The organism is Campylobacter suis (assembly GCF_905120475.1).
Taxonomy (GTDB): Bacteria; Campylobacterota; Campylobacteria; order Campylobacterales; family Campylobacteraceae; genus Campylobacter_A; species Campylobacter_A suis.
The window spans coordinates 17,139-41,301 of the sequence record NZ_CAJHOE010000002.1 but is presented as its reverse complement, the minus strand read 5'-3'; the positions used below and the strand labels follow the sequence as shown (position 1 = coordinate 41,301).

The following is a 24,163-nucleotide window of genomic DNA, read 5'->3' as shown; positions in this document are numbered from 1 at the left end:
TAGCTTGGTTAAAGTTTATCTTCAAGCTCACTAAATTTGCGTACTTTTGTAGGCTTACTAGTGTGTTCGCCTATCATTTTTTGCATCCATATCATATTATACCAGCGTCCAAATTTAAACCCACACTGTTTAAATTCGCCCACAAGTTCGTAGCCTAAATGTTCATGAAAGCGCACACTAGTATCATCTAAGAACTCATCGTTTTGGCTTGATACGCTGATACAAGCATTTAAATTTAGTACACCCATTACTTTTAAAATGTCTTCAAGCTTTGCATAAAGTGCCTTTCCAACGCCACGACCATGCTCATTTTGTGCCACATATACAGATACTTCCACAGCCCAGTCATACGCTGCACGCTCTTTAAAGGCACTCGCATAAGCATATCCTATAAATTTGTTATCGCGCTTAGCGACTATAAAAGGATAGCTGGTCAAAATTTTTTCGATCCTTTGTGAGAATTCTGGCACGCTTGGTACTTCATACTCAAATGTTATAGCTGTGTCAGTTATGTATGGCGCATAGATTTCTAAAAGCTTGCTGGCGTCGCTAGGACAGGCTATGCTAAACTCTAGTTCGTTCATTTTTGTCCTTTAAATTTGATTTATTATAACTAAATTTGCCCTATTTTAGGCAAAAAATTGCTACAATACGCAGATGAAAAGCTTAATGCAAACAAATACTCACACTTTTGGCGTCCTTATAACACTTTTGGGTGGAATTTGCTGGGGTTTTAGTGGTGTTTGTGGGCAGTATTTGTTTGAGCAAGGAGTTAGTGCAAAATGGCTTGTGCCATATCGGTTGCTTCTTGCTGGAGTTATGCTTCTTGCATTTTATGCTACTAAAAATTTTAAGAGCTTTACCGCGCCACTTCGTGAAAAATCACTACTGCCTACGCTTATAACCTACGGTATTTTCGGGCTTATGATGACGCATTATAGCTATTTTTATAGTATTGAACTTTCAAATGCCACTATCTCAACAGCCATTCAGTATAGTGCGCCTGCACTTATTTTAGCTTGGATTTGTTTTAGTGAGCGACGAGCACCACAAAATATGGAAATTTTAGCACTATTTTTTGCTTTGGGTGGTGTATTTTTGCTGGCAACACATGGCGATTTTAGCTCACTTGCTATAAGTCCCAGAGCACTTTTTTGGGCTCTTTTAAGCGCAGTAGGAGTTTGTGTATACTCGCTTATTCCAAAAAAACTAAATGCAAAATTTCCACTTGCGTTAAATCTTGGCTGGGCGATGGTGATAGGTGGATGCGTACTAGCAGGTTTAACCCGTGTTTGGACGCTTGATGGGGTGCAAAATTTATCCCAATTTCTTGCCTTTGCTAGTGTGATTATGATAGGTACGATATGTGCATTTAGCTTTTATATGATGGGCGTTGAGAGTATAGGTGCCAGTAAGGCTAGTTTGATAGCTTGCATTGAGCCTGTAAGCTCTGCATTTTTTGCCTATTTTTGGCTGGATACACGCTTTGAGATGTTTGATTTTATCGGTTTTGCAATGATTATGGTGTGTGTATTTTTGTTATCAAGAAAAAGAAGGGGCATTAGATGATATATCTAGCGCAAACTGATACAACGGCTGGGTTTTTAAGCAAAGATTTAAGAAAGATAAACGCTATAAAAGCTCGTCTGGTAGATAAACCATGCCTTATAGCGACTGCAAAATTTAGTGAGTTAAACAAACTAGTTCGTGTGCCAAATCGTTATAAAAATTTTGTGCGAAAAGCCAAAAAAACTACCTTTTTATATCCAAATAAAAGGGCTATTCGTGTTGTAAAAAATTGTGAGCATGAAAAATTTCTCTTACAATTTGACTGGCTTTACTCAACTTCTGCAAACCTTCATGGCTTAAAATTTGATGAAAATTGGGCAAAAAGTGTTGTTGATATTATAGTCGATAAGCAGCTTTTTGAAGGAAAATCATCAAAAATGTATAAAATTTCACACCGAAAACTACTTAAAATAAGATAACTTTAACTATCTAATATCGCTAAAATAGGAGATTATATAAAAGTATATAAAAAATTTTATGAAATTTTAAGTAAAATTTTACATGTGTTACTACTTGAAACATAAAGAGCCTAAAAATAAAATATAAAACTAACTTTAAGCATAAAAAAATTAATAGCACGATAAAATCCTTATACATTTTAGAAAAAGGAGTATAAGGTGAGCCAAACTCAATATGTAAACACAATACTTGAAAATTTAAAGTTTGCAAACCCAGGTCAAGATATATTTATACAGGCAGTAACGGAGGTTCTTTATAGCCTTGAGCCATTAATCGCAAGAGAGCCAAAGTATAAAAAACATGCTATTTTAGAGCGCGTGACTATACCTGAGCGAGCCTTTCACTTCCGCATAACACACATTGATGATGAGGGTAATCCACGAGTACATAATGGCTGGAGAATTCAGTTTAACTCAGCTATAGGGCCATATAAAGGCGGCATAAGATTTCACCCGAGCGTAAATGTTGGAGTTTTAAAATTTCTTGGATTTGAGCAAATTTTCAAAAACTCGCTTACTAGCGTTGCGATGGGTGGAGCAAAAGGTGGCGCTGACTTTGACCCAAAAGGTAAAAGTGATAATGAGATAATGCGCTTTTGCCAGTCTTTCATGAGCGAGCTTTTCCGTCATATCGCACATACCACAGATGTTCCAGCCGGCGATATAGGGGTTGGAGCAAGAGAGATTGGCTATATGTTTGGACAATACAAAAAGCTGACAAACCGCTTTGATGGTGTTATAACTGGCAAGGGGCTTGGCTGGGGCGGAAGCCTTGCAAGGACTGAAGCTACTGGATATGGTCTTGTTTATTTCACACAAAATATGCTAAAAAAGGCTGGAAATTCTTTGGAGGGCAAAAAGTGCTCCATCAGCGGTAGCGGCAATGTTGCTATCTATACTATTGAAAAACTATATGAATTTGGCGCTTTACCTATAACTGCATCTGATTCAAGTGGGTATATATACGATGAGCAGGGCATTGATGTTAAAATTTTAAAAGAGCTAAAAGAGGTTAAACGCGCTAGAATTAGCGAATATGTAAAACTAAAGCCAAGTGCAAAATTTGTAAGTATAAACGAATATGCACCAGGTAGAAATGGCGTCTGGGATGTCCCTTGTGATGGGGCGTTTCCTTGTGCTACGCAAAATGAGGTTCATCTTGCAGACATAAAAGTGCTTTATGCAAATGGATGTCGCTTTTTAGCAGAGGGTGCGAATATGCCAAGTACCCTTGATACCATAAATTTTATGCTATCGCAAAAAGACTTTTGTTTTGCTCCAGCAAAGGCAGCAAACGCTGGTGGCGTGGCAACTTCTGGTCTTGAGATGATGCAAAATGCAGCGATGTCTAAATGGAGTTTTGAAGAGGTTGATGCTCGACTTCATGGCATTATGAATCATATTTTTGAGACATCTTATGAAACAAGTAAAGAATTTGGCGATACTGGCAACTTGGTGCTTGGTTCAAATATCGCTGGCTTTAGAAAAGTGGCTGATGCGATGATAGATCAAGGTTATGTATAAATTTCTAGTCCTTTCATAAGGACTAGAAAAACTTTAAAATTTTATAATCTTAAAAAAATTGATTAATTATTAAGACTTATTTTCTCTTTGATACCTAAAGTTGGGTAATGTTCGGCATATTCGATAAATTGATAAAGAATTTCAATATATAATAGTATCAAAATTTATTCAATATTGAAAAAATTAGACAAAAATTTTAAACATAAATTTATGAATTTTGCTATAATATTGCAAAAAAGATAAAAAGGATAATTTCTATCCTAATTAAAGGTAAAATTTTGAGAGTATATTTAGATAATAACGCTACTACGATGGTTGATCCAGATGTTTTTGAAGCTATGAAGCCGTTTTACTGTGAAAAATACGGCAACCCAAACTCACTACATAAATTTGGCTCAGAAACTCATCCAGCACTTCGTAAGGCGCTTGACCAACTTTATGCTGGAATAAACGCAAAAGATAATGATGATATTATAGTAACTTCTTGTGCGACGGAAAGTAATAACTGGGTCATTAAAGGTGTTTATTTTGACAAAATAGCTAACGGAGAGAAAAAGCGTGTCATAACAACAGCTGTTGAACATCCAGCAATACGCGCGACTTGTGAATTTTTAAAAGATTTTGGAGTTGAGCTAACTGTGCTTGATGTAAATGAGCAAGGACTAGTTACTCCGGAGCAGCTAAAAGAGGCTATGAGTGATGATGTGGCATTGGTTTCTATAATGTTTGCAAACAACGAAACAGGCATGATATTTCCCATCAAAGAGCTTGCAAGCATAGCTCATGAATACGGAGCACTTTTTCATACTGACGCAGTTCAGGCGGTTGGCAAAATTCCTGTAAATGTAAGAGATCTTGATGTTGACTTTATGAGCTTTTCGGCACATAAATTTCACGGACCAAAAGGTGTTGGCGGGCTTTACATAAAAGATAGTCAAAAACTAAGTAGCTTACTTCATGGCGGCGAACACATGGGTGGAAGAAGAAGCGGTACGCTTGATGTTGCCGGCATTGTTGGTATGGGTCAAGCACTTGAGCTTGCGACAAAATTTATAACATTTGAAAACTGTCATGTTAGAAGGCTGCGGGATAAACTAGAGGATGCACTTTTAGAGCTTCCTGATATTAGCGTAGTGGGCGATAGGCAAAACAGAGTTCCAAATACGATATTAGTCTCAGTAAAAGGGGTTGAAGGTGAAGCAATGCTTTGGGATCTAAATCAAGCTGGCGTGGCTGCTTCAACCGGCTCGGCATGTGCTTCTGAAGCACTTGAGAGTAACCCTATAATGGAAGCTATAGGCGCCGATAGCGATCTTGCACACACTGCACTTCGGTTATCGCTATCTCGTTTTAACACAGAAGATGAGATAGACTATGCGATAGAGGTTATAAAAAAGGCGGTTCTTAGACTGCGGTCTATATCAAGTACCTTTGCCTACACGCCAAAAGGGCATGTGAGTGGTTTATAGTATTATTAGACTTTAGTAAATTTAAATAAAAGCACGATGAAAAGAGGAAAAAATGGCAAAAAATAGTTTAATCGGAGGTTCTATCTGGGATGAGTATTCTCAAACCGTTCAAGATAGGATGAACAACCCAAAATATATGGGAGAGATAACAGAAGATGAGGCAAAGGAGCGTGGTGCAAAGCTAATAGTGGCTGACTTTGGGGCTGAAAGCTGTGGCGATGCTGTTAGGCTTTACTGGCTTGTTGATGAAAAAACAGATACGATAATCGACGCAAAATTTAAGAGCTTTGGCTGCGGTACAGCCATAGCAAGCTCTGATACGATGGCTATGCTTTGTATAGGAAAAACAGTTGATGAGGCGGTTAAGATAACAAATATAGATGTTGAAAAGGCCATGCGAGATACACCTGAAACACCTGCTGTACCACCACAAAAAATGCACTGTTCGGTTATGGCATACGATGTTATAAAAGCCGCAGCTGCAAGCTATAAAGGTGTGGATCCTGATCATTTTGAAGATGAGATAATAGTTTGCGAGTGTGCACGCGTAAGTCTTGGAACGATAAAAGAAGTTATAAGGCTAAATGATCTTCATACCGTTGAAGAGATAACGCAATTCACAAAAGCTGGTGCATTTTGTAAGTCTTGCGTGAAACCTGGTGGACACGAGGACAGGGAGTATTATTTGGTTGATATATTAGCTGAAACTAGATCTGAAATGGAGCAAGAGCGCCTTAAAAAGCAGGCAAACGCAAAAGCTCTTGGTGATGAGATAAAATTTGAAGAGCTAAGTGTTGTTGGACAGCTAAAAGCTGTTGAAAGTACGCTTGATGCTGAAATTCGCCCTATGCTTATGATGGATGGAGGTGATATGGAGGTTATTGATATACAAAAAGCTGGCGATGAAAATATAGACATATATATTCGTTATCTTGGTGCTTGCTCTGGCTGTGCAAGCGGAGCTGGTGGGACACTTTATGCGATAGAAAATGTCTTACAAGAAAAGCTTAGCAAAAAAATTCGCGTAATGCCTATTTAACCCTACAAAAGAGTCTTAGGACTCTTTTAAATTTTTATAACCCAAAAATTTAAAATTTCTGCTATACTTACGAAAATTTTTTTAAAGGAAAATGATGGAATTCCTAGCTTGGATGAGTTCGCCAGAGGCTTGGCTGTCGCTTGTTACTTTGACTGCACTTGAGATAGTGCTTGGCATTGACAACATAATCTTTATAGCTATTTTAGTAGCAAAACTACCTGAGCATCAACGCGATAAGGGTAGAATTTTAGGCCTTGGATTTGCAATGGCTACAAGGGTGTTGTTGCTACTTTCGCTATTTTGGATCATGAAGCTTACAACGCCTTTATTTAGCGTGTTTGGTTTTGAGATAACTGGGCGTGATCTGGTCTTGATACTTGGTGGATTGTTCTTGATAGCCAAATCAACAACCGAAATCCACTCTAGTGTTGGTGGTGAAGAGCATGAGCATAAAGATGGAAAAACATATGCTAGCTTTGCTATGGTGATCACTCAAATCGCCATTCTTGACATTGTATTTTCGCTTGATAGCGTTATTACCGCAGTTGGTATGGCAGATCATATAGAGATCATGATACTTGCCGTTATAATAGCAGTTGGTGTTATGATGGTAGCTTCAAAATCCATCTCACACTTTGTTGATAATAATCCAACCATTAAAATTTTAGCTCTTGCGTTTTTGATACTTATTGGCTTCTCGCTAGTTGGCGAAGGCTTAGGGCTTCATGTGCCAAAAGGCTATATCTACTTTGCTATGGCATTTTCGCTAATTGTTGAAATTATTAACATTTACGCTAGAAAAAAGGCAAAACATTAAAACAAAGCGTGTTTGACACGCTTTGTTGTTTTATATAGCGTTTATTTTAGGGTTTGATGTATAGTCAGCTTATTGTAAACAAGAAAATACACCTACCATTTTCTGTTGTTCTTTTTGATAAATTAGGCTAATTGTTTGTTGTAAAAAAGCAGTGAAATAAATTTTAGAAAAGATACAATGGTGGAGTTAAGCGGGATCGAACCGCCGACCTCTTGAATGCCATTCAAGCGCTCTCCCAGCTGAGCTATAACCCCAAAAAATGAAGTTACATTTTACATCAAAAAGGCTTATAAAAATTTGAAATTTTATTAAAATTTATCAAAATAAAATAAAATTTTAAGCAAATTTTGGTTAGAATTGCACTTTTTAATGCGGGAATAGCTCAGGGGTAGAGCACAACCTTGCCAAGGTTGGGGTCGCGAGTTCGAATCTCGTTTCCCGCTCCAGTTTTTAACTAGCCCAGGTGGTGGAATGGTAGACACAAGGGACTTAAAATCCCTCGGATTTTTTTTCCGTACCGGTTCAAGTCCGGTCCTGGGCACCACTTTGTAACTGGCGACATGGCCAAGTGGTAAGGCAGAAGCCTGCAAAGCTTTTACCCCCGGTTCGAATCCGGGTGTCGCCTCCAAATTTATAACAGGAGTGAGCTATGAAGTTTTTATCTTTGTTGGTCGCAGCTATGTTTTTTGTCGGTTGTTCAAATACTTGGCATGGTGTTAAAGAAGATACTCATAATGCAAAAGAGTGGACAAAAGATAAAGTTAATGACGGCGCTACTTATGTAAAGGAAAAAACTGAGTAGTTATAGCAAATTTTAAGCTAAATCTGCTATAATTCACAAGTTCTTTTCGCGGGAGATGGCTGAGCGGTCGAAAGCGGCGGTCTTGAAAACCGTTGAGGTGTGAAAGCCTCCTGGGGTTCGAATCCCTATCTCCCGGCCACTTGCTTTAAAAATTTCATTCGAATTTATTGCTTTTTATAACAAAGTTTTGAAAAATGTTTTTTCATTATTTACCGCAATATTGTTTATTTAAAATATAAAAAATATTGCACTACTTTACTAGGCTAGGCAATCTTATAATTTTTAAGATAAAACAAAAATATCAAAAATTCTATTAGTATACTATTTTAAATTTCATCATTAAGTATTTTATTTGAAAAAACAAAGTATTAAAACCTTATCCAAAAATAAAAAGTTCTAAAAACCCATATATATCTTAAAGATAAAATGTAGAAGTAAAACATCAAAAAACTGGTAAAATTTCAGTTATTTTATGCTAAAAATTTTAGCCATATCTGATATATTTTGTCAAAAACCCTAGTTTTTAGCACAAAATCTATTATTTTGCAAAGCTTTAAATACTATAATCATTTTACCCCTTAAATTCTATAAAATTTGCATAACATAAAAATAAAACAATAAAACTAAAAATTTTTATAGATTTTATATAAAAAATACGCTACTATTGATGAAATTTTTATAAAGGAGAATTCATGACGGGTATCGGGCTTATTGTAGTATTTGTCATAGCTATTGCTTTGATGATTTGGATGATATCAAAGTTAAATGTCCATCCATTTTTGGCATTAATGCTTACATCACTAGCACTTGCGTTAGTGGCTGGAGTAAATGTTAGCAAAATTCCAGCTATCATAGGCGATGGCTTTAGTGGCATATTTAAAAGTATCGGCATCGTTATCATCTTTGGAGCGCTCATAGGAATGGTGCTTGAAAAGACTGGTGCGGCTTTAAAGCTGGCTGACATGGTTGTAAATGTTGTAGGCTCAAAGCGTCCAGAACTTGCAATGTTGATAATGGGTTGGATCGTAGGTATCCCAGTTTTTTGCGATAGTGGCTTTGTTGTGCTTGATCCTATCCGCCGTGCACTTCGTAAAAAGATCGGAGCAAGCCCAGTGGGTATGGCTGTTGCCCTAAGTGCTGGCTTGTATGCTTCGCATGTTTTTATCCCTCCAACTCCTGGTCCGATAGCTGCGGCTGGAGCGATTGGGGTTGATTCAAATTTATTGCTTGTGATTATTGTGGGTGCGGTGGTTTCTATCCCAGTGCTTACAGCTGCTTATATATATGCAAAATTTATCGGTTCAAAGATAGATCTTGTTGAAAATGATACCGAGCTTTCTAAGAGCTATGAGGAGCTTATTAAGGAATACGGAAAGCTTCCAAGTGGCTTTTTAAGCATTGCGCCTATACTAATGCCTATCATTTTTATGGCGCTTGGCTCTATAGCTAAAGTTGCTGGAGTTAGCGGTACCGCTGGCGCTCTTCTTGCCTTTTTGGGTAATCCTATAATCGCCCTTGCTATTGGCGTTGTATTTGCCATTATTTTGCTTCTTGATACGAATAAAATTTCAATTTTTAATACTTTAACAAACGATACGCTAAAAGTTGTAGGTCCTATACTTTTCATCACTGCAGCTGGTGGTGTGCTTGGTAAAGTTATCACTGAGGCGGGATTTGTTGCTTACATCAAGGAAAATGCACAAGTTATTAGCGCGGCTGGAATTTTCTTTCCATTTATCATCTCGGCTATCCTAAAAACCGCACAAGGTAGCTCAACTGTAGCCATCGTGACTACCGCATCTATCATGGGCATGTTTAGTGCTGGCGACTCACTGATGAGTGCGCTTGGTTTTACGACTGAGATAGCTGGTGTGCTTGTTGTTATGGCTATTGCAGCGGGTGCTATGTGCGTCTCTCATGCAAATGACAGCTATTACTGGGTTGTTACAAATTTCAGCGGCATGAACCCACAACAAGGCTATAAGACACAGACTACCTTAACGCTTATAATGGGTATAGTCGGTATGCTGAGCGTATTTGTTTGCTCCTTGGTTCTTTTATGAGAATTTTAGTTGCAATAGACTCATTTAAGGGCTCACTAAGTTCGCTTGAGGCTGGTAATGCCGTTAAGAGTGGCATAAAGCCCCTTTGCGATGAGGTCATAGTAAAACCTGTGGCAGACGGTGGCGAGGGTACTGTAGAGGCCCTTGCTGACGCTCTTGGCGGTAAATATATCGATGTCATAACGCAAAATCCACTAGGCGTGAAAATTCTAGCTCGCTATGCGATGGCTGGCGAGCTAGCTATTATGGAGATGGCATCTGCTTCTGGTCTAACTTTGCTTGAAAAAAATGAGCGTAACCCATTAAAAACAAGCACTTATGGATTTGGACTGATGATAAAAGATGCTATCAACAAAGGTGCTAGAAAATTTATCATCGGTATAGGCGGAAGTGCTACAAATGACGCTGGTACTGGCATGCTTAGTGCTTTAGGTTTTGTTTTTTACGATAAAAGTGGAAATTTGCTTGAAGGAAACGGTGCAAACCTTTCTAAGATCGCTAAAATTTCAACTCTAAACACCATTAAAGAGTTAAAAGAGTGCGAGTTTTTGGTTGCCTGTGATGTGGATAATCCACTTTTTGGAAAAAACGGCGCAGCCTATGTTTATGGACCGCAAAAAGGCGCTGATGAGTCCATGGTAAAAGAGCTTGACTCTGGGCTTGTTAGCTTTGCTAGTGTTGTAGATAAAGAGATAGTAGCTCAGACTTGGAAACTTCGCGGTTCTGGTGCTGCGGGTGGGCTAGGGTATGGTTTTGTAAGTTTTTTAAATGCAAAACTAAAGCCTGGTGTGCAGATTATAACTGAGGAAATTTTGCTTGAAGATGAGATTAAAAGAGCTGATTTAGTTATAACCGGCGAGGGTCGTATGGATTTTCAAAGCTCTATGGGCAAGACACCAACTGGCGTGGCAAAGCTTGCTAAAAAGTATGACAAGCCTGTTATCGCTCTTGCGGGGAGCGTTTCAAAATGTGCTAATGAGTGCAACAAAAATGGTATAGATGCCTTTTTTAGCATACAAAATGAGCCTATTAGTCTTGATGAGGCGATGAAAAAAAGCGTTGCAAGCGAGAATTTAAAACGAGTTAGCGAGCAAGCAGTAAGACTCTTTTTACTTAGAAGATAAATTAAAGGGGGCGTTTGCACCCTTTTTAACTATATCAGCCAAATTTACCTTTTATATATTGCTTTGTTTTTTTCTCATTCGGATCTTTGAAAATTTGCTCCGTTTCTCCAAACTCAACCAAGTCACCCATATGAAAAAAGCCAGTATAGTCTGAAATTCTAGCTGCTTGTTGCATATTATGAGTAACGACAACTATGCTAAACTCATGCCCAAGTTCGCTCATAAGCTCCTCTATAATGCCTGTTGATATAGGATCAAGTGCCGAAGTTGGCTCGTCCATTAGTATAAGCTCTGGCTTAACGGCAATGGTTCTAGCGATGCATAAGCGTTGTTGCTGACCGCCACTTAGCGTAGTTGCTGGAGTTTTGAGCCTATCTCTTACTTCGTTCCAAAGCCCAGCTTTTTTAAGGCTATCTTCAACTAACATATCGCACTCACTGCCCTTTTTTACCATCCTATGCACAAGCGGTGCGTAGGATATATTTTCATAAATGCTTTTTAAAAATGGGTTTGGCTGCTGAAAGACCATGCCTACGCGCCTTCGTACCTGGGTTTCATCAACTTGACTTTGGTAGATATTTGTGCTATCTATTAAAATTTCACCTGAGATTTTGACATTGTCTATTAGGTCATTCATGCGATTAAAACAGCGTAAAAATGTACTTTTCCCGCAGCCTGATGGACCGATGAGTGCGGTGATCTTGTTTTGTGCTATTTTCATATTTATGTTATTTAGCGCCTTTTTTTCGCCGTAATAAAGGGTTAAATTTTTACTTTGCGCTTTGATTTTCATCATTGTGCCTTTTTGTTGATTTTATTTCTTAGGATTATTGCTAGTAAATTTAGTGAAAATGTTATAAAAAGTAGCGTGAGTATAGCAGCGCTGGTCTTTTGTACATATATTAGCTCTGGGCTTCCTGACCAGATGAAAATTTGTGACGGCATGACGGCTGATGGGCTAAAAAGACTTGTTGCCATCTCTGGAACAAAGGCTATCATGCCAACTATCATAAGCGGAGCAGTTTCGCCGATAGCTCCAGCCAGTGCCATTATAATCCCAGTTAGTATCCCACTCCAAGCACTCGGCAAGACATGGTCTTTTATGACTTGAAATTTATTTAAACCCAAACTATATCCAGCTTGCGAAATGCTTTCAGGCACCGATCTTAGTGCGCTTCTTACGCTTACTATAATCACAGGCAAGCTCATAATGCCAAGCACTAAGCCGCCTACGATTATCGAGCTTCTTGGCAGTCCAAAGAAATTTATAAATACCGCAAGTCCGAGCAGTCCAAAGATGATTGAAGGGACTGCGTTTAGGTTATTTATGCTAATTTCTATAAATTTGCTAAATTTATTGTCCTTTGCAAATTTTTCTAGATAAATTCCGCTCGCAAGCCCTACTGGAAACGCTGACATCATGGCTACGCACATAACTAAGACACTGCCAAATATAGCTGATAAAAAGCCTGCATTTTCTGGAATTTTTGAGTCACTTTTTGTAAAAAAGTCAAGACTAAATTTGTTTATTATAACGCCTTTATTTCTAAGGTTTGCCACTTGGCTTATTTGCGTCTCATTTAGCTTAGAGACTCCTAGCTTAAGCTGTGATTGAACATCTGCATTTGCAGTAGCTAGAGTTTGTATCCTATCTCCAGCCTTGGCATTTTGTAATCTTAATAGTGCTGGTAGCTCTCTTATCCATGCACGCGATATAAACTTTTTATATTCACTTTCAAATGAGTAAGGATTTGCTAGTAAATTTTCAGTTACTACAAACTCAGTTTTTATATAAAATTTGCTAAATTCTCCAACTCCATTTTTTATCAATGTTCCTAAAAATAGCAACAAAAATGCTACGCAAAGCCAAAATGAAGCCTTGCAAAAGCCTTTAAATATCGCGCCTTTTAACTTTCTCATTGTGCTGCCTTATAGATTTGCGATTTTGTATTTACGCTGGTAGGCTCGCGAGATCAAAACAGCTATAAAATTTATCACAAAAGTTATAGCAAATAGCGTAATCCCAAGGGCAAAAGCGCTTAAAGTTAGTGGATTATCAAATTCTTGATCGCCGCTTAAAACCTCTACTATTTTAACCGTCACTGTTGTCATGTCTTCAAGTGGATTTAAACTAAAATTTACTCTCAAACTAGCAGCCATAACCACTATCATCGTCTCACCAAGAGCCCTTGAAAGTCCGAGCAAGCATGCCGCGATGATCCCTGGCATGGCTGGTGGCAAAACGGCAAATATTATACTTTCTTCTTTGCTTAGTCCCAAGCTAAGAGCCCCGTAATGTAGTTTTTTAGGCACTTGACAGAGTGTATCATCGCAAAGACTGGCTATCATGGGGGTTATCATCACGCTCATCACAAGCCCTGCGCTTAAAGCGTTGTTGTGCGAAGCATCTAGCCCAAAAAACTCCGCCATACTAACAACAATTGGTGCAACAAAAATCGCAGCAAAAAAGCCGTAAACAACACTTGGTACTCCGGCTAAAATTTCTAAAAATGGCTTTAAGTAGGCTCTTTTTTGTTTTGAGCAGTATTGGCTTAGGTAAATTGCCGTGAAAATTCCAAGTGGAAATGCCGTTAAAACAGCTATTAAGCTGATGTAAAATGTTCCAAAAAATAATCCAAGTGAGCCAAAACTACCATCTTTGCCCAAAAATGCATCGTGTGGAGCCCAGTGAAAACTCAGGAAAAAATTTGTAAAACTTTGAGTGGAGAAAAATTTCATAGCCTCAAATAAAATAGAAGCTAAAATCATTAGTGTGCAGATGATAGAAACTAATGAAGCTGCGAAAAGTAGGGCGTATGTAAGGTTTTGTGAGCCTTTGTTTTTAAAGCTCAAAGGCTCAAAGCTAAGGGCTGAAATTTTGCCCTTAAAAGCGTAGTAGCATCCAAAAGTAAGCACAAATAATGCAAGATAAAGCACGATAAGCCTTATTGGATAACTTTGCCTGATTTTACCATCTCAACAGATAGTTTTTGTGGATCAGCAGCATTTTTACGCATAGCAGCAAAGCTGTCTTGATTAAGTGATATTAACCCTAAGCTCTTTAGTGCGCCGTCTTTGCCTATCATAGCTTGGCTTATGAAAAGATCTATAAAGGCTGGAATTTCATCATTTGCTTTGAAATTTTCATTTTTTACATAAAAATAAAGGCTTCTTGCTAGAGTGTAGCTACCATCTGCTACGCTTTTTTCGCTTGGCTTTATGCCATTTATCCCAACAGCTGCGACTTTGCTACCATTTTCAGCCAAATACCCATACCCAAAAATGCCATAAGCGTCTTTGTTTTGGGCTAGTTTTGCGACTATTAGGTTGTCGTTTTCACTTGATGGAACATAAGCTCCATCTTCTCTTATAGAGCCATATTTGCCCGCTTTTTCGCCGTATTCTTTAAAATTTTTAGAGGCTGCTTGCATGAGCTGTTCTTCAAAGCTATCTCTTGTGCCAGATGTTGTTGGGGGCCCATAAACTAAAATTTCCTTATCAGGTAAGCTTGCATCTATCTGGTTCCATTTTTTGTAAGGGTTATCCACCAAAGCACCATTTTGCGGAATTTGTTTGGCAAGAGCCAGGAAAATTTGCTCTTTTGTTAGGCTTAGTTCCGCATTTTGTTTATTTTGTGCCAAAACGATACCATCATAGCCTATCATAAAGCCTGAAATTTGGTTTATGCCATTTTTCTCACACTCTTGAAATTCGCTTAGCTTCATAGGTCTTGAAGCGTTTGCTATATCTATACCCTTTTGTGATGCGCAAAATGCCTTAAAGCCGCCACCTGTTCCAAGGCTTTCAACGATAGGAGCTTTTTTGCCCTTTAGCGCTGCAAATTCCTCTGCTACAAAGCTAGAAAATGGAAAAACTGTCGAGCTACCAGCGATCCTGATTTGCTCAGCATAAGCTACCATACAAAGTAAAGAGGCTGCAACTACACTTTTAAAAACTTTCATTTTGTTCTCCTTTTTTGATGTTTGATGAAATCTTACAAAGAGTTAGAAACATTTTGGAAACATAAAATTTGGCTAAAATTTTGTAAATTTGTATTATAATCTAGCATTAAAAAAGGGGGCAAAATGTCTGGGCTAGTCGTGATAATTGACGATGAAAAAGATCTAGTTGAGCTACTTGAATATAACTTGCAAAAGGCTGGATTTGAGACTTTTGGCTTTTATAACACCAAAAAAGTTGAGCAGTTTTTAGAAGAAGAGGATGTTGATTTACTCATCGTAGATAGAAACTTGATACATGCTGAGGGGGCTGAGTTTGTTTTAGAGTTACGAAAAAAAGGCTTTAATCATCCTGTGATATTTTTATCAGCCAAAGATAGCAAGAAAGAGCAGCTACAAGGCTTTGAAAGTGGCGGAGATGATTATATCACGAAACCTTTTGATATGGATGACCTGATAGTACGCGTAAAGGCAGTGCTAAAACGAACAAAAAAAGAGGCTAATGTATATAAATTTAAAGATATTTTTCTGGATTTAAGCTCGGCAAAAGTTCTGGTTAAAAATAGTGAAGTTTTGCTCAGCAAGCTTGAAATTTTACTACTCTCAGAGTTTATAAAAAATAAAAATCTTATCCTTTCTAGAGAGTATCTCGCAGATAAAATTTGGCAAAATGACGAAACTAGCGAAAAGACGATAAATATTGCCATAAAGCGACTGCGTGAAAAGCTTGGAGGTGAGTATATCGTGGCGGTACGCGGTCAAGGATATAAAATTTGCTGAAGAAATTTGCTCTTTTTTGCTTTCTTGTGGTGGTCTTTGCTGCTACGATTAGTTACTTTAAAAGCCCTGCCGTTTGTGCTTTGGTGTTAGCTTTTTTTATGATTTTACTAATTTGTGCTTTGGTGTATAAAGATACAAAAAGATTAAAAGAAAAAATTTTAAACTATGAAGAACACATGGATAAAAACGGGTTTTTCTTTGATGAAAATGCTGAGATTAGCACTAGTTTGGATGAGCTTTTTTTGCAGATAAAAGAGAAAAATAAAAAACTAACTAAAAAATCAGCCAAGATAAAACTAAGGAATTCGCAACTACAAGGACTTCTTGGCTCTATATCGCATGAGTTTAAAAACCCTATTGCTGTGATAAATGCTGCTAGCCAAACTATAAAAAATGATCCTCAAATGGATGAAAAAACAAGAGCAAATTTTATAGAAAAGATCGTTAGAAATAGCCAAAATATCGTGGCGTTGATAGATCGTGTAAATTTGCGTTCGAGTGAAAATTTAATCGCTCAAAAAAGCAAATTTGATCTTGGAATTTTGGTTAAAAATATTCAAAACGAACTCTCGTCGCGCTATATGGATAGACAAATTTTATACACTCAAAAAAGTGTCATGATAACGGCAGATGAGACGCTGATGCGGCAAGTCATTATAAATTTGGTTGAAAATGCGCTTAAATACTCTTTAGATGAGGTTGTTATAAGGCTTAACGAAAACTCTCTTCTTGTGTGTGATAAGGGTGTCGGTATTGAGGCAAAAGAGATAAAGCTAATAACCAAAAAATACTTTAAAACTAGCGATAATAATAAGACAAATTCATTTGGGCTAGGGCTTTATATTGTAAAACAGATACTAAAAATGCACGACTTTGAGCTAATTATAAACTCGCAAAAGGATAAGGGCTCAGAATTTGGATTTAAATTTTTATAATATTTAATTATTTCAGTTTATGCTCGGGGTAAAATTTTGCTTAGTAAGAGATATTAAAAGAAAATTTATTATTTTATAGGACTATCTTTTGTAAAAATTAGAGAAATCAAGAGTAAAGTATGGTGCGGATGAGAGGACTTGAACCTCCATGCCGTGAAGCGCCAGATCCTAAGTCTGGTGTGTCTGCCAATTTCACCACATCCGCACAAAAACAAAATAAAGTGGTACGCCCAAGAGGATTCGAACCTCTGGCCTACGGCTTAGAAGGCCGTTGCTCTATCCAGCTGAGCTATGAGCGCATGTTGGATAATCCAAAAAGTGGCGCGCCCGATAGGAGTCGAACCCATAACCTACAGATCCGAAGTCTGTCGCTCTATCCAATTGAGCTACGAGCGCCCAAAGTGGGGTGAGTGATGGGAATCGAACCCACGACCCTCAGGACCACAATCTGATGCTCTAACCGACTGAGCTACACTCACCATGTCATGGTCGGGGTGAAAGGATTCGAACCTTCGGCCCTCTGGTCCCAAACCAGATGCGCTAACCAGACTGCGCTACACCCCGTAGTGTGAGTAATGTGCCACTACGTCATTAAAAAAGCGTATTTTAACTAAAAAAAGTTTTATTGTCAATTAAAATTTGCTTAATTTCATAAAAATTTAAAATTTTCAACAAACGCTTATTTTAGCAGTTCTAAAGACGCTTTACAAAGCGAGACGAATTCGTTATCGATGTTGCTATTTACGCATTCATTTAAGTATTTTCTTGCTTCGTTTGGCTCTTTTCGTGCTATATGTATGTCAGCCATTAAATTTAGCGCACGACTGCGTTCAAGCGGTTTTAGTTTCAGGTTTAAGATGTATTTCGCCTCATCAAGTGCGTCAGCTAAATTCCCCATTTTTAATGAAGCGTGCGAGTATAAGAAATTTAGATCCGGTGTAAAAACATTTATACGCACCGAATTTGCTAGCTCTAGCGCCTTTTTTGCATATGTGGTCGTGTTTGCGTAATCACTCTTGCTAAATGCAAATTTTGCTAGTGCGTCAAAGCTTTCTATTATCTTAAAGTCTTGCCCACGAAGCTCTTCGATGGCGCCCATCGTCCTTATGGCGTCATTTAATCGGTTTAGTTTAATAAGCGAGTAAAAGCGGTCATAAAGTGCCGGTGTAGGGTCAGCATAAGGCACGCTAGCACCCAAAGAGAGTGCGTCATTTGCGGCATTTACACTATCTTCATACATTTTTAATTGTCTTAAATCAGCAGAAAGCTTAACCAACCACTCGACTCTATCCTCAAGATTTTTATCTTGTATATGAGACTTGGCTAAATTTAGTGCTTTTTCGTGGCGAGCTGTGCGCTTTAAGCAGTCATGCAACTTAAACTGTGGAAGCTCTAGTGTGTTTACATCATACGCTTCGAGTAAATTTATTACTATCTGGCAGTCGTTATCTCTAATGCCTTGCTGGGCTAGCGCCAGAGCTGAGCGATTTATGATATCCATTGAAGCAGTTAGGTTAAGATCCTTTGCTTGTTGTGTAAATTCAAGTGCTTGCTTATAGCGTTTTTCATTAAAATTTAACTCAACTGCGCTTGCAAGCGCCTTTATGCCTATATCACTTTTGTCGTACTTTTGCATTAAAAGGTCGTAGTATTCGTAAAGCTTAGTGGAATTTGTCTCTCCAAGATCAAAAAATAGCCTACCTAGAGTGCTTTGAACCTCTGCTAGATAATCCCCGTCTTTAAATTCCTTCTCGTAGCGTTTTAGGTAGTCGTATGCTTTTTGTGTTTGGTTATCATCAGCAAGTGCAATACCTAAATTTTTAAGCGCAACTTCATAAAATTCGCTTTTTGAGTCATCTTCATTTGCTATTATCTCATAAATTTTAGAGGCTATATCGTGCATATTTCGTTCATCAAAAATTTTTGCAAGATCCATGGCTTTTGGCTGGTTGGCTAAGAAAAATTTCTGATTTGCGTTTAGTATTTTTATAATGTAGTTTTTAGCCTCTTCAATGCGGTCTTTTTCGATGTTTGCGCTTGCTAAGCTAAGTGCGGCTCTACTTGCGATATCGATATCATCGGTATTATAAAGGACATACTCATATAGCCCAGTCGCCTCTTTTTGACCAGAGTTTTTATAAATTTCATCAGCATAATCAAGCATCGCAAGCTTGCTAAATTTAGACTTCGTATGCTCTGTTTTTAGTAGATCTACTGTGTATTTTGCATCGCTGTTTAAATTTTGCTTGATATATGCTCGAGTTACTAGGTAAAGTACCTCTGGATAGTTCTCGTCAGAGGCAAATTTACGCATCCAAGCCTTGCCCTCTTCAACTATATTTGTATGATCAAAGTCTATATCTATGGCGTCTTCTTCATTTTCTAAAGCTTTTCCCATAGCCCTTAGTCGATAAAGTAAAAATTCACTTGAAAATATACTATTTGGATGGCGAGTTATCGCACTTTTTGTCTCTGCTAAAACTCGGTTAAAGTTGCCGGCTTCATAGGCTTGTTTGATATTTATGTAAAGATCTATATCGTTGCTATCCATAGCCTCCATCGGTGCTTTGCTAAAGTCAAGTGCCCCGATACTTGGCAATAAAAGCTCATCAAATTTGGGTGCAAAATTTATACCATTTTGTGCATTTTTGTCAAATTCACTAAGTTTTGGATCTATTACTATACTAAAACGCTTGGAAATTCTAGAGTTGTTTTTAAAAATTTCGCTATTTTCATGAAGTTTATTTTCTAAGTTTAAAAGCCTAGAATTTGCCTTTGGAAGCACTATGATAAAGAGCTTGCCGTCTTGTTTTTTGTAGCGTATATCCATTAAGGCAAGATCGACATCATCGATATTTACCATGCCATCATCATCTATCATGCATGCAAAGCGTTTTGTATTATAGGCAAGGATCTGCTCTACGCACTCAAATTCATTTTCATCGCTAAGGGTTATAACGCTATATGGCTTGCCATCATCTGTGCCACTGTTTATACTAAGTGTTAGGCTAAGAGCTAACACGGGCAAAAGTAAGATGGCTAAAAATTTTTTCATCTATATTTTAAACCTTGGTAAGCTTTACAAGCTCAAAGCAGTAGCCTTTTAAATTTGGCGCATATAGTAATGCGACAACGCCCTTTATATCGTCATTTTGTTCAAATTTTATCTCATCATCAAGTAGGCATAATTTTACTTTATCGCCGTTTTTTATCTTGCTAACAAGGGCAAAATTTAACCCTCCAACAAGCCTTAGCTCTTGTGAGTTTATCTTATAAACAACACTTCCATCAAAATTTTCCAACTCTTTTAGCTCGCATAACTTACCAGTGGTTTTATACTCATGTTGTTTTGCGTCTGCTAAGATGATATTTTTATCTAAAATTTCTAAAAACTCAAATAGCATTTGTGCGTCAGGGTGGGTAAAAAATGAGCTGTCTATGATGATATTTTCAGTATCTTTTAGCCATTCACAAAGTGTTTCAAACTCCTCTTCACCGACATTGCACTCACCACTTAAAAAGCCGTCATCAAGCTCATCAAAGTAACTTTGCGTAGCGCCAGAGTACTTGCAAAGTAGGGCTAAAACATAGCTTATAGAGCCTATTTCACAGCGTATGTGAGCGTCTTTATTAAGCGCAGGATCTTGAAAATATGATATATACCTATGCTCGCAGAGCGATAACTCGCTAGATAGTTTTTCATTTGTTAAGCTTAGTAAATTTGCTAGGCTTAATGTTTTTTGGTGGTTGAAATTTACAAACTTCATCTGCCGCCTTTAAAATTTTTAAACATTTTATACAAAAACCTTTTAAAAAAGGGTAAATTTAGCTCTCTTCTAGCTTGCTTGTAGCATCTTTACTTGCACTTTCGCGTTCAGCACCAACTAACTCTCTTATTGTGCCATCTTTTGCTAGGAAAATTCTTTCTGCTACATCAAAATACCCATCATCGTGGCTGATAGCCAGTATGCTAACCCCCCTCTCTTTTATAAGTGGTAAAATTTCTCTATAAAATACTCGTTTAAATATCGGGTCTTGATCTGCCGCCCACTCATCAAGTACCAAAAGTCCTGGGTTTTGAAGTAGTGCTATAAATAGACTCAAACGCTTTCGCTGCCCCTGCGAGAGAGCTGTCGTGCTAAGTCTTGCTTGCACGACCTTAACCTTATCATCTATCTCAAGCAAAGACAAAAGCTCATCGACTTGATCTTTGCTGGCTTCATTTGCGTTTTCATCAATGACTTGAGAAAATAGATAAAAGTCGCTAAATATCGCACTTATATTTGTCTGATACTCTCTTAAATTTTCTTCAGTAACTGGGTTTGAGTCTATTAGAATTTCTCCACTATTTGGACGCAAAAGTCCGCATAAAACATTTACAAATGTGCTTTTGCCGCTGCCATTTTTACCTATCAAAAATACAATCTCACCCCGCTTTATGCAAAAGTTTATATCCTTAAGCCCAAAGCCTTGAGCGTATGAAAAATCGACATTTTTTAAGCAAATTTCTTGCCAGTTTTTAAACAAATTTTCACGCTTTTTAAAATCAGCTTTAAAATTTACAAACTCTAGTTTTGAAATTTTATCTAGGCTGACTTTTGCACTAAGTGTCGTTGGTATAGCACCCATCATTGATAAGATAGAGCCACGCAAAAATAGTATCGCTAGGCTCATCGTAACAGCTATTTCAAGGCTAGCAAGCTCGTAAGCAAGGCACAAAAATATGCAAAGCCCAACAAGCCCTAGAAGCATTATATTGCTAAAGTTGTTGCCGATAGAGTGGTAGATGTCAGTTTTTATCATACTTGCCATCTTTTCATTTGCCACCACATCAAGCTCGCCGTATGTTAAAAACGCTCGTTCTGGGCTTAGGCTAAGCTCTCTGTGACCCTCGACTATATCGTTGTAGCTCGCTTGCAGCTCATCATCTTTGGCTCGTGAGATTTTAAAATTTTTATGTACATGCTTCATCAAATAGGCGTTTATCAAAAGTATCACGCTCATCCAAATAGCAACAAAGATGAAAAGCTTGGGCGAGATGTAAAATAGATATGCGCAAACCGCAAATAAAAAAACAGAGCCTTGAAGCAAGCTTGGCGCACTCATGAAAGCAAAGGATATGGTCTTTATGTCGCTATTTAGACTTGCAATGATTTTTGCTTTGCCGATTACATTTATCTGGGCGTTTGGCGTGTCTAGAATTTGCTTTACTAAGCGTTTTCGTATAGTATAAACAAGCTTATGTCCGAAATTTGAAAGAGTGATATTTGCATAAACTGAAAGTGCAAAAAAGGCAAGCAAAAGCCCCATAAATTTTGCTAAAACCACTCCATCAAAGCTCTTAACACTTAAAAGCTCATCATTTATAAACGCTAAAGTTGCTACACCAAGCCAGCTATATGCAAGTGTTAAAATAGTTATGAGTAGGAGTTTGGCGATGTTTGCCTTTAAAATTTCTCGTATCATTTTATCTCACAGATAAAGTCTAAAACCCTAGTTTGCTTGATAATGTCGTTTGTAAGGGAGTTTTTAAACTCATCTTGTTCGGTAAGCTCATCTATGTAGCTTGCTTTTTCGTCACTAAAAAGCCTATTTATAATGGCAAAATCGCCCACAAGTGCACCTTTATTTTTTTGCAAGATGAGTTCTATCTTGCTTGCAAATGGTGTGCGTAAATTTTGATTTAAAAATGGATAGTAGTTGCTTACAGTCCTTGCAAAAAGGGGCTTTTCTTTGCTCCAAGTGGTACAAATCCCATCACTTGCTACAAAGACCATGCTTTGTATAAAACCTGGTTTTACTTCATAAATTTTTATGCCTTTTGAATTTTGAAGCTTGACTTTTTGGTCTAAATTTATGGTTTGATTTGTATCTAAATTTAGTAGCACTAAGCCGATTTCGCCTATTTTTTGTATGATAAAATTTTCTTTACCAGTTAAAGTTTTCAGATGAGTGATATTTGCCATATCGCTTGCATTTTTATCGTTAAATTTTGCATAAAACCCCATCTTTTGAAGGCTTAAGTCATTTTCATAATACTCATACAAAACAGCTTTTGTGGTTGTAGCGCTAATCTCTTTTTTTGCGGTACAGCTAGCAAAAAGTAGTGTAAAAGCCGCAAGAAAAACTAGCCTAAAAAGCTTCATTTTATAAAATAATCCCCATCAAAACTTACCAGTGAGTACTTTCGCTCATTACCAAGACTGCTTTTTAGCTCATCAATATCTAAAAACTCAAGACTATCAGCACCGATATACTCTCGCACTTGTTCAACGCTTTTGTTTGCACTTATAAGCTCTTCAAAGCTTGGCGTATCAATGCCGTATCGCTCAGGGAATTTTAACTCAGGGCAAGCCACTCTAAAGTGTATCTCGCGCACTCCAGCATGACGAAGTAACTCGACTATCTTTTTTGATGTTGTCCCGCGAACTATGCTGTCGTCTATAACCACAACGCTTTTATCTTTTAGTACCGAGCTCATTGGATTTAGTTTTAGCTTAACTTTTAAATTTCTAATCTCTTGTGTTGGCTCGATAAATGTCCTGCCAACATAGTGGTTACGCACGATAGCCAGCTCAAATGGTATACTGCTTGCATTTGCATACCCAAGTGCGGCTGGCACCCCACTATCTGGTACAGGTATGACAAAGTCAGCCTTAACCTTGCTTTTTTTAGCAAGCGTTTCGCCCATTTTTTTGCGAGCTTCATAGACTGATTTACCTTCTATAACACTATCTGGACGAGCGAAATAGATGTATTCAAACGCGCAAATTCTAGACTCTGGCTTAAAGAGCTCTATGCTTTCAAACTCACTCTTTCCGTGCTCAAATATTATCATCTCACCAGGTTTGACATCTCTAATAAACTCAGCCTCGACAAGATCAAACGCACAAGTTTCGCTGGCTATGATATATCCACCATCTTTTAAACGCCCTAAAGATAGAGGTCTAACCCCGTAGCGATCCCTAACAGCAAAGACTTTGTGTCTGGATTGAAAAAGCAGGCAGTATGCACCTTTTATCTTTTCTAGGGCTGATATGATACGCTCTTTTAAATGTGGGCTGTGGTTTTTTGCGATGAGATGTACGATATTTTCTGTATCCATGTTTGTTTGAAATATCGCACCATCACGGATCAGATCATTTCTAACTTCATCTTTATTGACTAAATTTCCGTTATGAACGACTGAAATTTGCCCTAGCGAGTAGTTTGCGGCTATTGGCTGAGCGTCTCCGCTAGAGCTTTTGCCAGCAGTTGCGTAGCGATTATGTCCGATTGCCATATCGCCTTTTAGTTCATTTATGATTTTTGCTGAAAAGACATCGGTAACAAGCCCATTTCCTTTAAATGTTGTTATCTCTGCGTTATCACAAACACTTATGCCACTTGCCTCTTGCCCCCTATGCTGCATAGCAAATAACGCATAATACGCAGTCTTTGCAGCACTTGGTGAGTTTATAACGCCCACTATCGCACACATTTTTACCCCTTTTAGTTTTAAATTTATAAAATATTAAACGCCTTAGGCTCTGTCTTATCGCCCAAATAACACTCTTTTTTGCCTAAAATTATGAAAGCTTGATGGCATTTAAGCCCATAATTTTATAAAATTTATCAATTTTAC

The 24,163-nt window shown here is 37.8% G+C and carries 21 protein-coding genes and 10 tRNA genes; 15 read left to right on the top strand and 16 right to left on the bottom strand.

Annotation, left to right across the window (positions count from 1 at the left end; translation table 11 throughout):
- Positions 1 to 8 precede the first annotated feature (8 nt).
- On the bottom strand, positions 9 to 584 hold the full coding sequence (locus LQV35_RS05050) for a GNAT family N-acetyltransferase (protein WP_230056789.1): 576 nt from the start codon (positions 582 to 584) through the stop codon (positions 9 to 11).
- Between the two features lie 85 nt (positions 585 to 669).
- Here LQV35_RS05050 and LQV35_RS05045 point away from each other — a divergent pair, with 85 nt between their 5' ends.
- The 6 genes from LQV35_RS05045 to LQV35_RS05020 all read left to right on the top strand — a co-directional run bounded on the left by LQV35_RS05045 (position 670) and on the right by LQV35_RS05020 (position 6,876).
- Positions 670 to 1,569, top strand: a complete 900-nt coding sequence (locus tag LQV35_RS05045; RefSeq protein WP_230056788.1) for a DMT family transporter — start codon at positions 670 to 672, stop codon at positions 1,567 to 1,569.
- Complete coding sequence (locus LQV35_RS05040; protein ID WP_230056787.1) at positions 1,566 to 1,988, top strand: Sua5 YciO YrdC YwlC family protein; 423 nt, start codon at positions 1,566 to 1,568, stop codon at positions 1,986 to 1,988. The genes LQV35_RS05045 and LQV35_RS05040 overlap by 4 nt, the downstream gene beginning before the upstream one ends.
- A 198-nt stretch (positions 1,989 to 2,186) precedes the next feature.
- Complete coding sequence (gene gdhA / locus LQV35_RS05035) at positions 2,187 to 3,551, top strand: NADP-specific glutamate dehydrogenase (protein WP_230056786.1); 1,365 nt, start codon at positions 2,187 to 2,189, stop codon at positions 3,549 to 3,551.
- 278 nt (positions 3,552 to 3,829) lie between these two features.
- The gene (locus LQV35_RS05030) at positions 3,830 to 5,020 is read left to right on the top strand and encodes a NifS family cysteine desulfurase (RefSeq protein WP_230056785.1); all 1,191 of its coding nucleotides are present in this window, start codon (positions 3,830 to 3,832) and stop codon (positions 5,018 to 5,020) included.
- 52 nt (positions 5,021 to 5,072) lie between these two features.
- Complete coding sequence (locus LQV35_RS05025; protein WP_230056784.1) at positions 5,073 to 6,059, top strand: iron-sulfur cluster assembly scaffold protein; 987 nt, start codon at positions 5,073 to 5,075, stop codon at positions 6,057 to 6,059.
- Between the two features lie 94 nt (positions 6,060 to 6,153).
- Positions 6,154 to 6,876, top strand: a complete 723-nt coding sequence (locus LQV35_RS05020) for a TerC family protein (RefSeq protein ID WP_230056783.1) — start codon at positions 6,154 to 6,156, stop codon at positions 6,874 to 6,876.
- A 178-nt stretch (positions 6,877 to 7,054) separates the two neighbouring features.
- Here LQV35_RS05020 and LQV35_RS05015 read toward each other — a convergent pair.
- Positions 7,055 to 7,130, bottom strand: a tRNA-Ala gene (locus tag LQV35_RS05015).
- 117 nt (positions 7,131 to 7,247) lie between these two features.
- Here LQV35_RS05015 and LQV35_RS05010 point away from each other — a divergent pair.
- From LQV35_RS05010 to LQV35_RS04980, 7 genes are all read left to right on the top strand, one after another.
- Positions 7,248 to 7,322: transfer RNA gene (locus LQV35_RS05010), tRNA-Gly, on the top strand.
- Between the two features lie 11 nt (positions 7,323 to 7,333).
- Positions 7,334 to 7,420 (top strand) — tRNA-Leu (locus LQV35_RS05005).
- 10 nt (positions 7,421 to 7,430) lie between these two features.
- Positions 7,431 to 7,504, top strand: a tRNA-Cys gene (locus LQV35_RS05000).
- A 21-nt stretch (positions 7,505 to 7,525) separates the two neighbouring features.
- Entirely contained in the window at positions 7,526 to 7,678 is a 153-nt protein-coding gene (locus tag LQV35_RS04995) for a hypothetical protein (RefSeq protein WP_230056782.1), read from the top strand.
- Positions 7,679 to 7,727: 49 nt separating this feature from the next.
- Positions 7,728 to 7,817 (top strand) — tRNA-Ser (locus LQV35_RS04990).
- 553 nt (positions 7,818 to 8,370) lie between these two features.
- Positions 8,371 to 9,741: a GntP family permease gene (locus LQV35_RS04985; protein ID WP_230056781.1), complete on the top strand. Its 1,371-nt coding sequence runs from the start codon at positions 8,371 to 8,373 to the stop codon at positions 9,739 to 9,741.
- Complete coding sequence (locus LQV35_RS04980) at positions 9,738 to 10,865, top strand: glycerate kinase (RefSeq protein WP_230056780.1); 1,128 nt, start codon at positions 9,738 to 9,740, stop codon at positions 10,863 to 10,865. Before LQV35_RS04985 ends, LQV35_RS04980 begins: the two co-directional genes overlap by 4 nt.
- Positions 10,866 to 10,899: 34 nt before the next feature.
- Here LQV35_RS04980 and pstB read toward each other — a convergent pair whose 3' ends face one another.
- From pstB to LQV35_RS04960, 4 genes are all read right to left on the bottom strand, one after another.
- Positions 10,900 to 11,652 carry a phosphate ABC transporter ATP-binding protein PstB gene (gene pstB, locus LQV35_RS04975; RefSeq protein WP_230057009.1) on the bottom strand — a complete coding sequence of 251 codons (753 nt, stop codon included), beginning with the start codon at positions 11,650 to 11,652 and terminating at the stop codon, positions 10,900 to 10,902.
- Between the two features lie 5 nt (positions 11,653 to 11,657).
- Positions 11,658 to 12,785, bottom strand: a complete 1,128-nt coding sequence (gene pstA / locus LQV35_RS04970; RefSeq protein WP_230056779.1) for a phosphate ABC transporter permease PstA — start codon at positions 12,783 to 12,785, stop codon at positions 11,658 to 11,660.
- 9 nt (positions 12,786 to 12,794) lie between these two features.
- On the bottom strand, positions 12,795 to 13,718 hold the full coding sequence (pstC, locus tag LQV35_RS04965; RefSeq protein WP_268250093.1) for a phosphate ABC transporter permease subunit PstC: 924 nt from the start codon (positions 13,716 to 13,718) through the stop codon (positions 12,795 to 12,797).
- Positions 13,719 to 13,810: 92 nt separating this feature from the next.
- Positions 13,811 to 14,827 (bottom strand): PstS family phosphate ABC transporter substrate-binding protein, encoded by a 1,017-nt coding sequence (locus tag LQV35_RS04960; RefSeq protein ID WP_230056778.1) that lies wholly within the window; start codon positions 14,825 to 14,827, stop codon positions 13,811 to 13,813.
- A 123-nt stretch (positions 14,828 to 14,950) separates the two neighbouring features.
- Between LQV35_RS04960 and LQV35_RS04955 the strand changes: the two genes are divergently transcribed.
- Both LQV35_RS04955 and LQV35_RS04950 read left to right on the top strand, forming a co-directional pair.
- Complete coding sequence (locus LQV35_RS04955; protein ID WP_230056777.1) at positions 14,951 to 15,604, top strand: response regulator transcription factor; 654 nt, start codon at positions 14,951 to 14,953, stop codon at positions 15,602 to 15,604.
- Between the two features lie 98 nt (positions 15,605 to 15,702).
- Entirely contained in the window at positions 15,703 to 16,539 is an 837-nt protein-coding gene (locus tag LQV35_RS04950) for a sensor histidine kinase (protein ID WP_230056776.1), read from the top strand.
- Positions 16,540 to 16,659: 120 nt separating this feature from the next.
- On the opposite strand, the gene LQV35_RS04945 is transcribed toward LQV35_RS04950, so the two are convergent.
- The 10 genes from LQV35_RS04945 to purF form a co-directional block, all read right to left on the bottom strand.
- A tRNA-Leu gene (locus LQV35_RS04945) sits at positions 16,660 to 16,744 on the bottom strand.
- A gap of 17 nt (positions 16,745 to 16,761) precedes the next feature.
- Positions 16,762 to 16,838: transfer RNA gene (locus LQV35_RS04940), tRNA-Arg, on the bottom strand.
- A gap of 20 nt (positions 16,839 to 16,858) precedes the next feature.
- Positions 16,859 to 16,935 (bottom strand) — tRNA-Arg (locus LQV35_RS04935).
- Between the two features lie 6 nt (positions 16,936 to 16,941).
- A tRNA-His gene (locus LQV35_RS04930) sits at positions 16,942 to 17,018 on the bottom strand.
- A 7-nt stretch (positions 17,019 to 17,025) separates the two neighbouring features.
- Positions 17,026 to 17,103 (bottom strand) — tRNA-Pro (locus LQV35_RS04925).
- 115 nt (positions 17,104 to 17,218) lie between these two features.
- The gene (locus LQV35_RS04920; protein WP_230056775.1) at positions 17,219 to 19,594 is read right to left on the bottom strand and encodes a tetratricopeptide repeat protein; all 2,376 of its coding nucleotides are present in this window, start codon (positions 19,592 to 19,594) and stop codon (positions 17,219 to 17,221) included.
- 7 nt (positions 19,595 to 19,601) lie between these two features.
- Positions 19,602 to 20,306 (bottom strand): hypothetical protein, encoded by a 705-nt coding sequence (locus tag LQV35_RS04915; RefSeq protein WP_230056774.1) that lies wholly within the window; start codon positions 20,304 to 20,306, stop codon positions 19,602 to 19,604.
- Positions 20,307 to 20,364: 58 nt separating this feature from the next.
- The gene (locus LQV35_RS04910; protein WP_230056773.1) at positions 20,365 to 22,005 is read right to left on the bottom strand and encodes a multidrug ABC transporter permease/ATP-binding protein; all 1,641 of its coding nucleotides are present in this window, start codon (positions 22,003 to 22,005) and stop codon (positions 20,365 to 20,367) included.
- On the bottom strand, positions 22,002 to 22,685 hold the full coding sequence (locus tag LQV35_RS04905; protein ID WP_230056772.1) for a DUF8095 domain-containing protein: 684 nt from the start codon (positions 22,683 to 22,685) through the stop codon (positions 22,002 to 22,004). Before LQV35_RS04905 ends, LQV35_RS04910 begins: the two co-directional genes overlap by 4 nt.
- A complete protein-coding gene (purF, locus tag LQV35_RS04900; RefSeq protein ID WP_230056771.1) occupies positions 22,682 to 24,019 on the bottom strand; it encodes an amidophosphoribosyltransferase in 1,338 nt (445 codons plus the stop codon). The genes LQV35_RS04905 and purF overlap by 4 nt, the downstream gene beginning before the upstream one ends.
- Positions 24,020 to 24,163 lie beyond the last annotated feature (144 nt).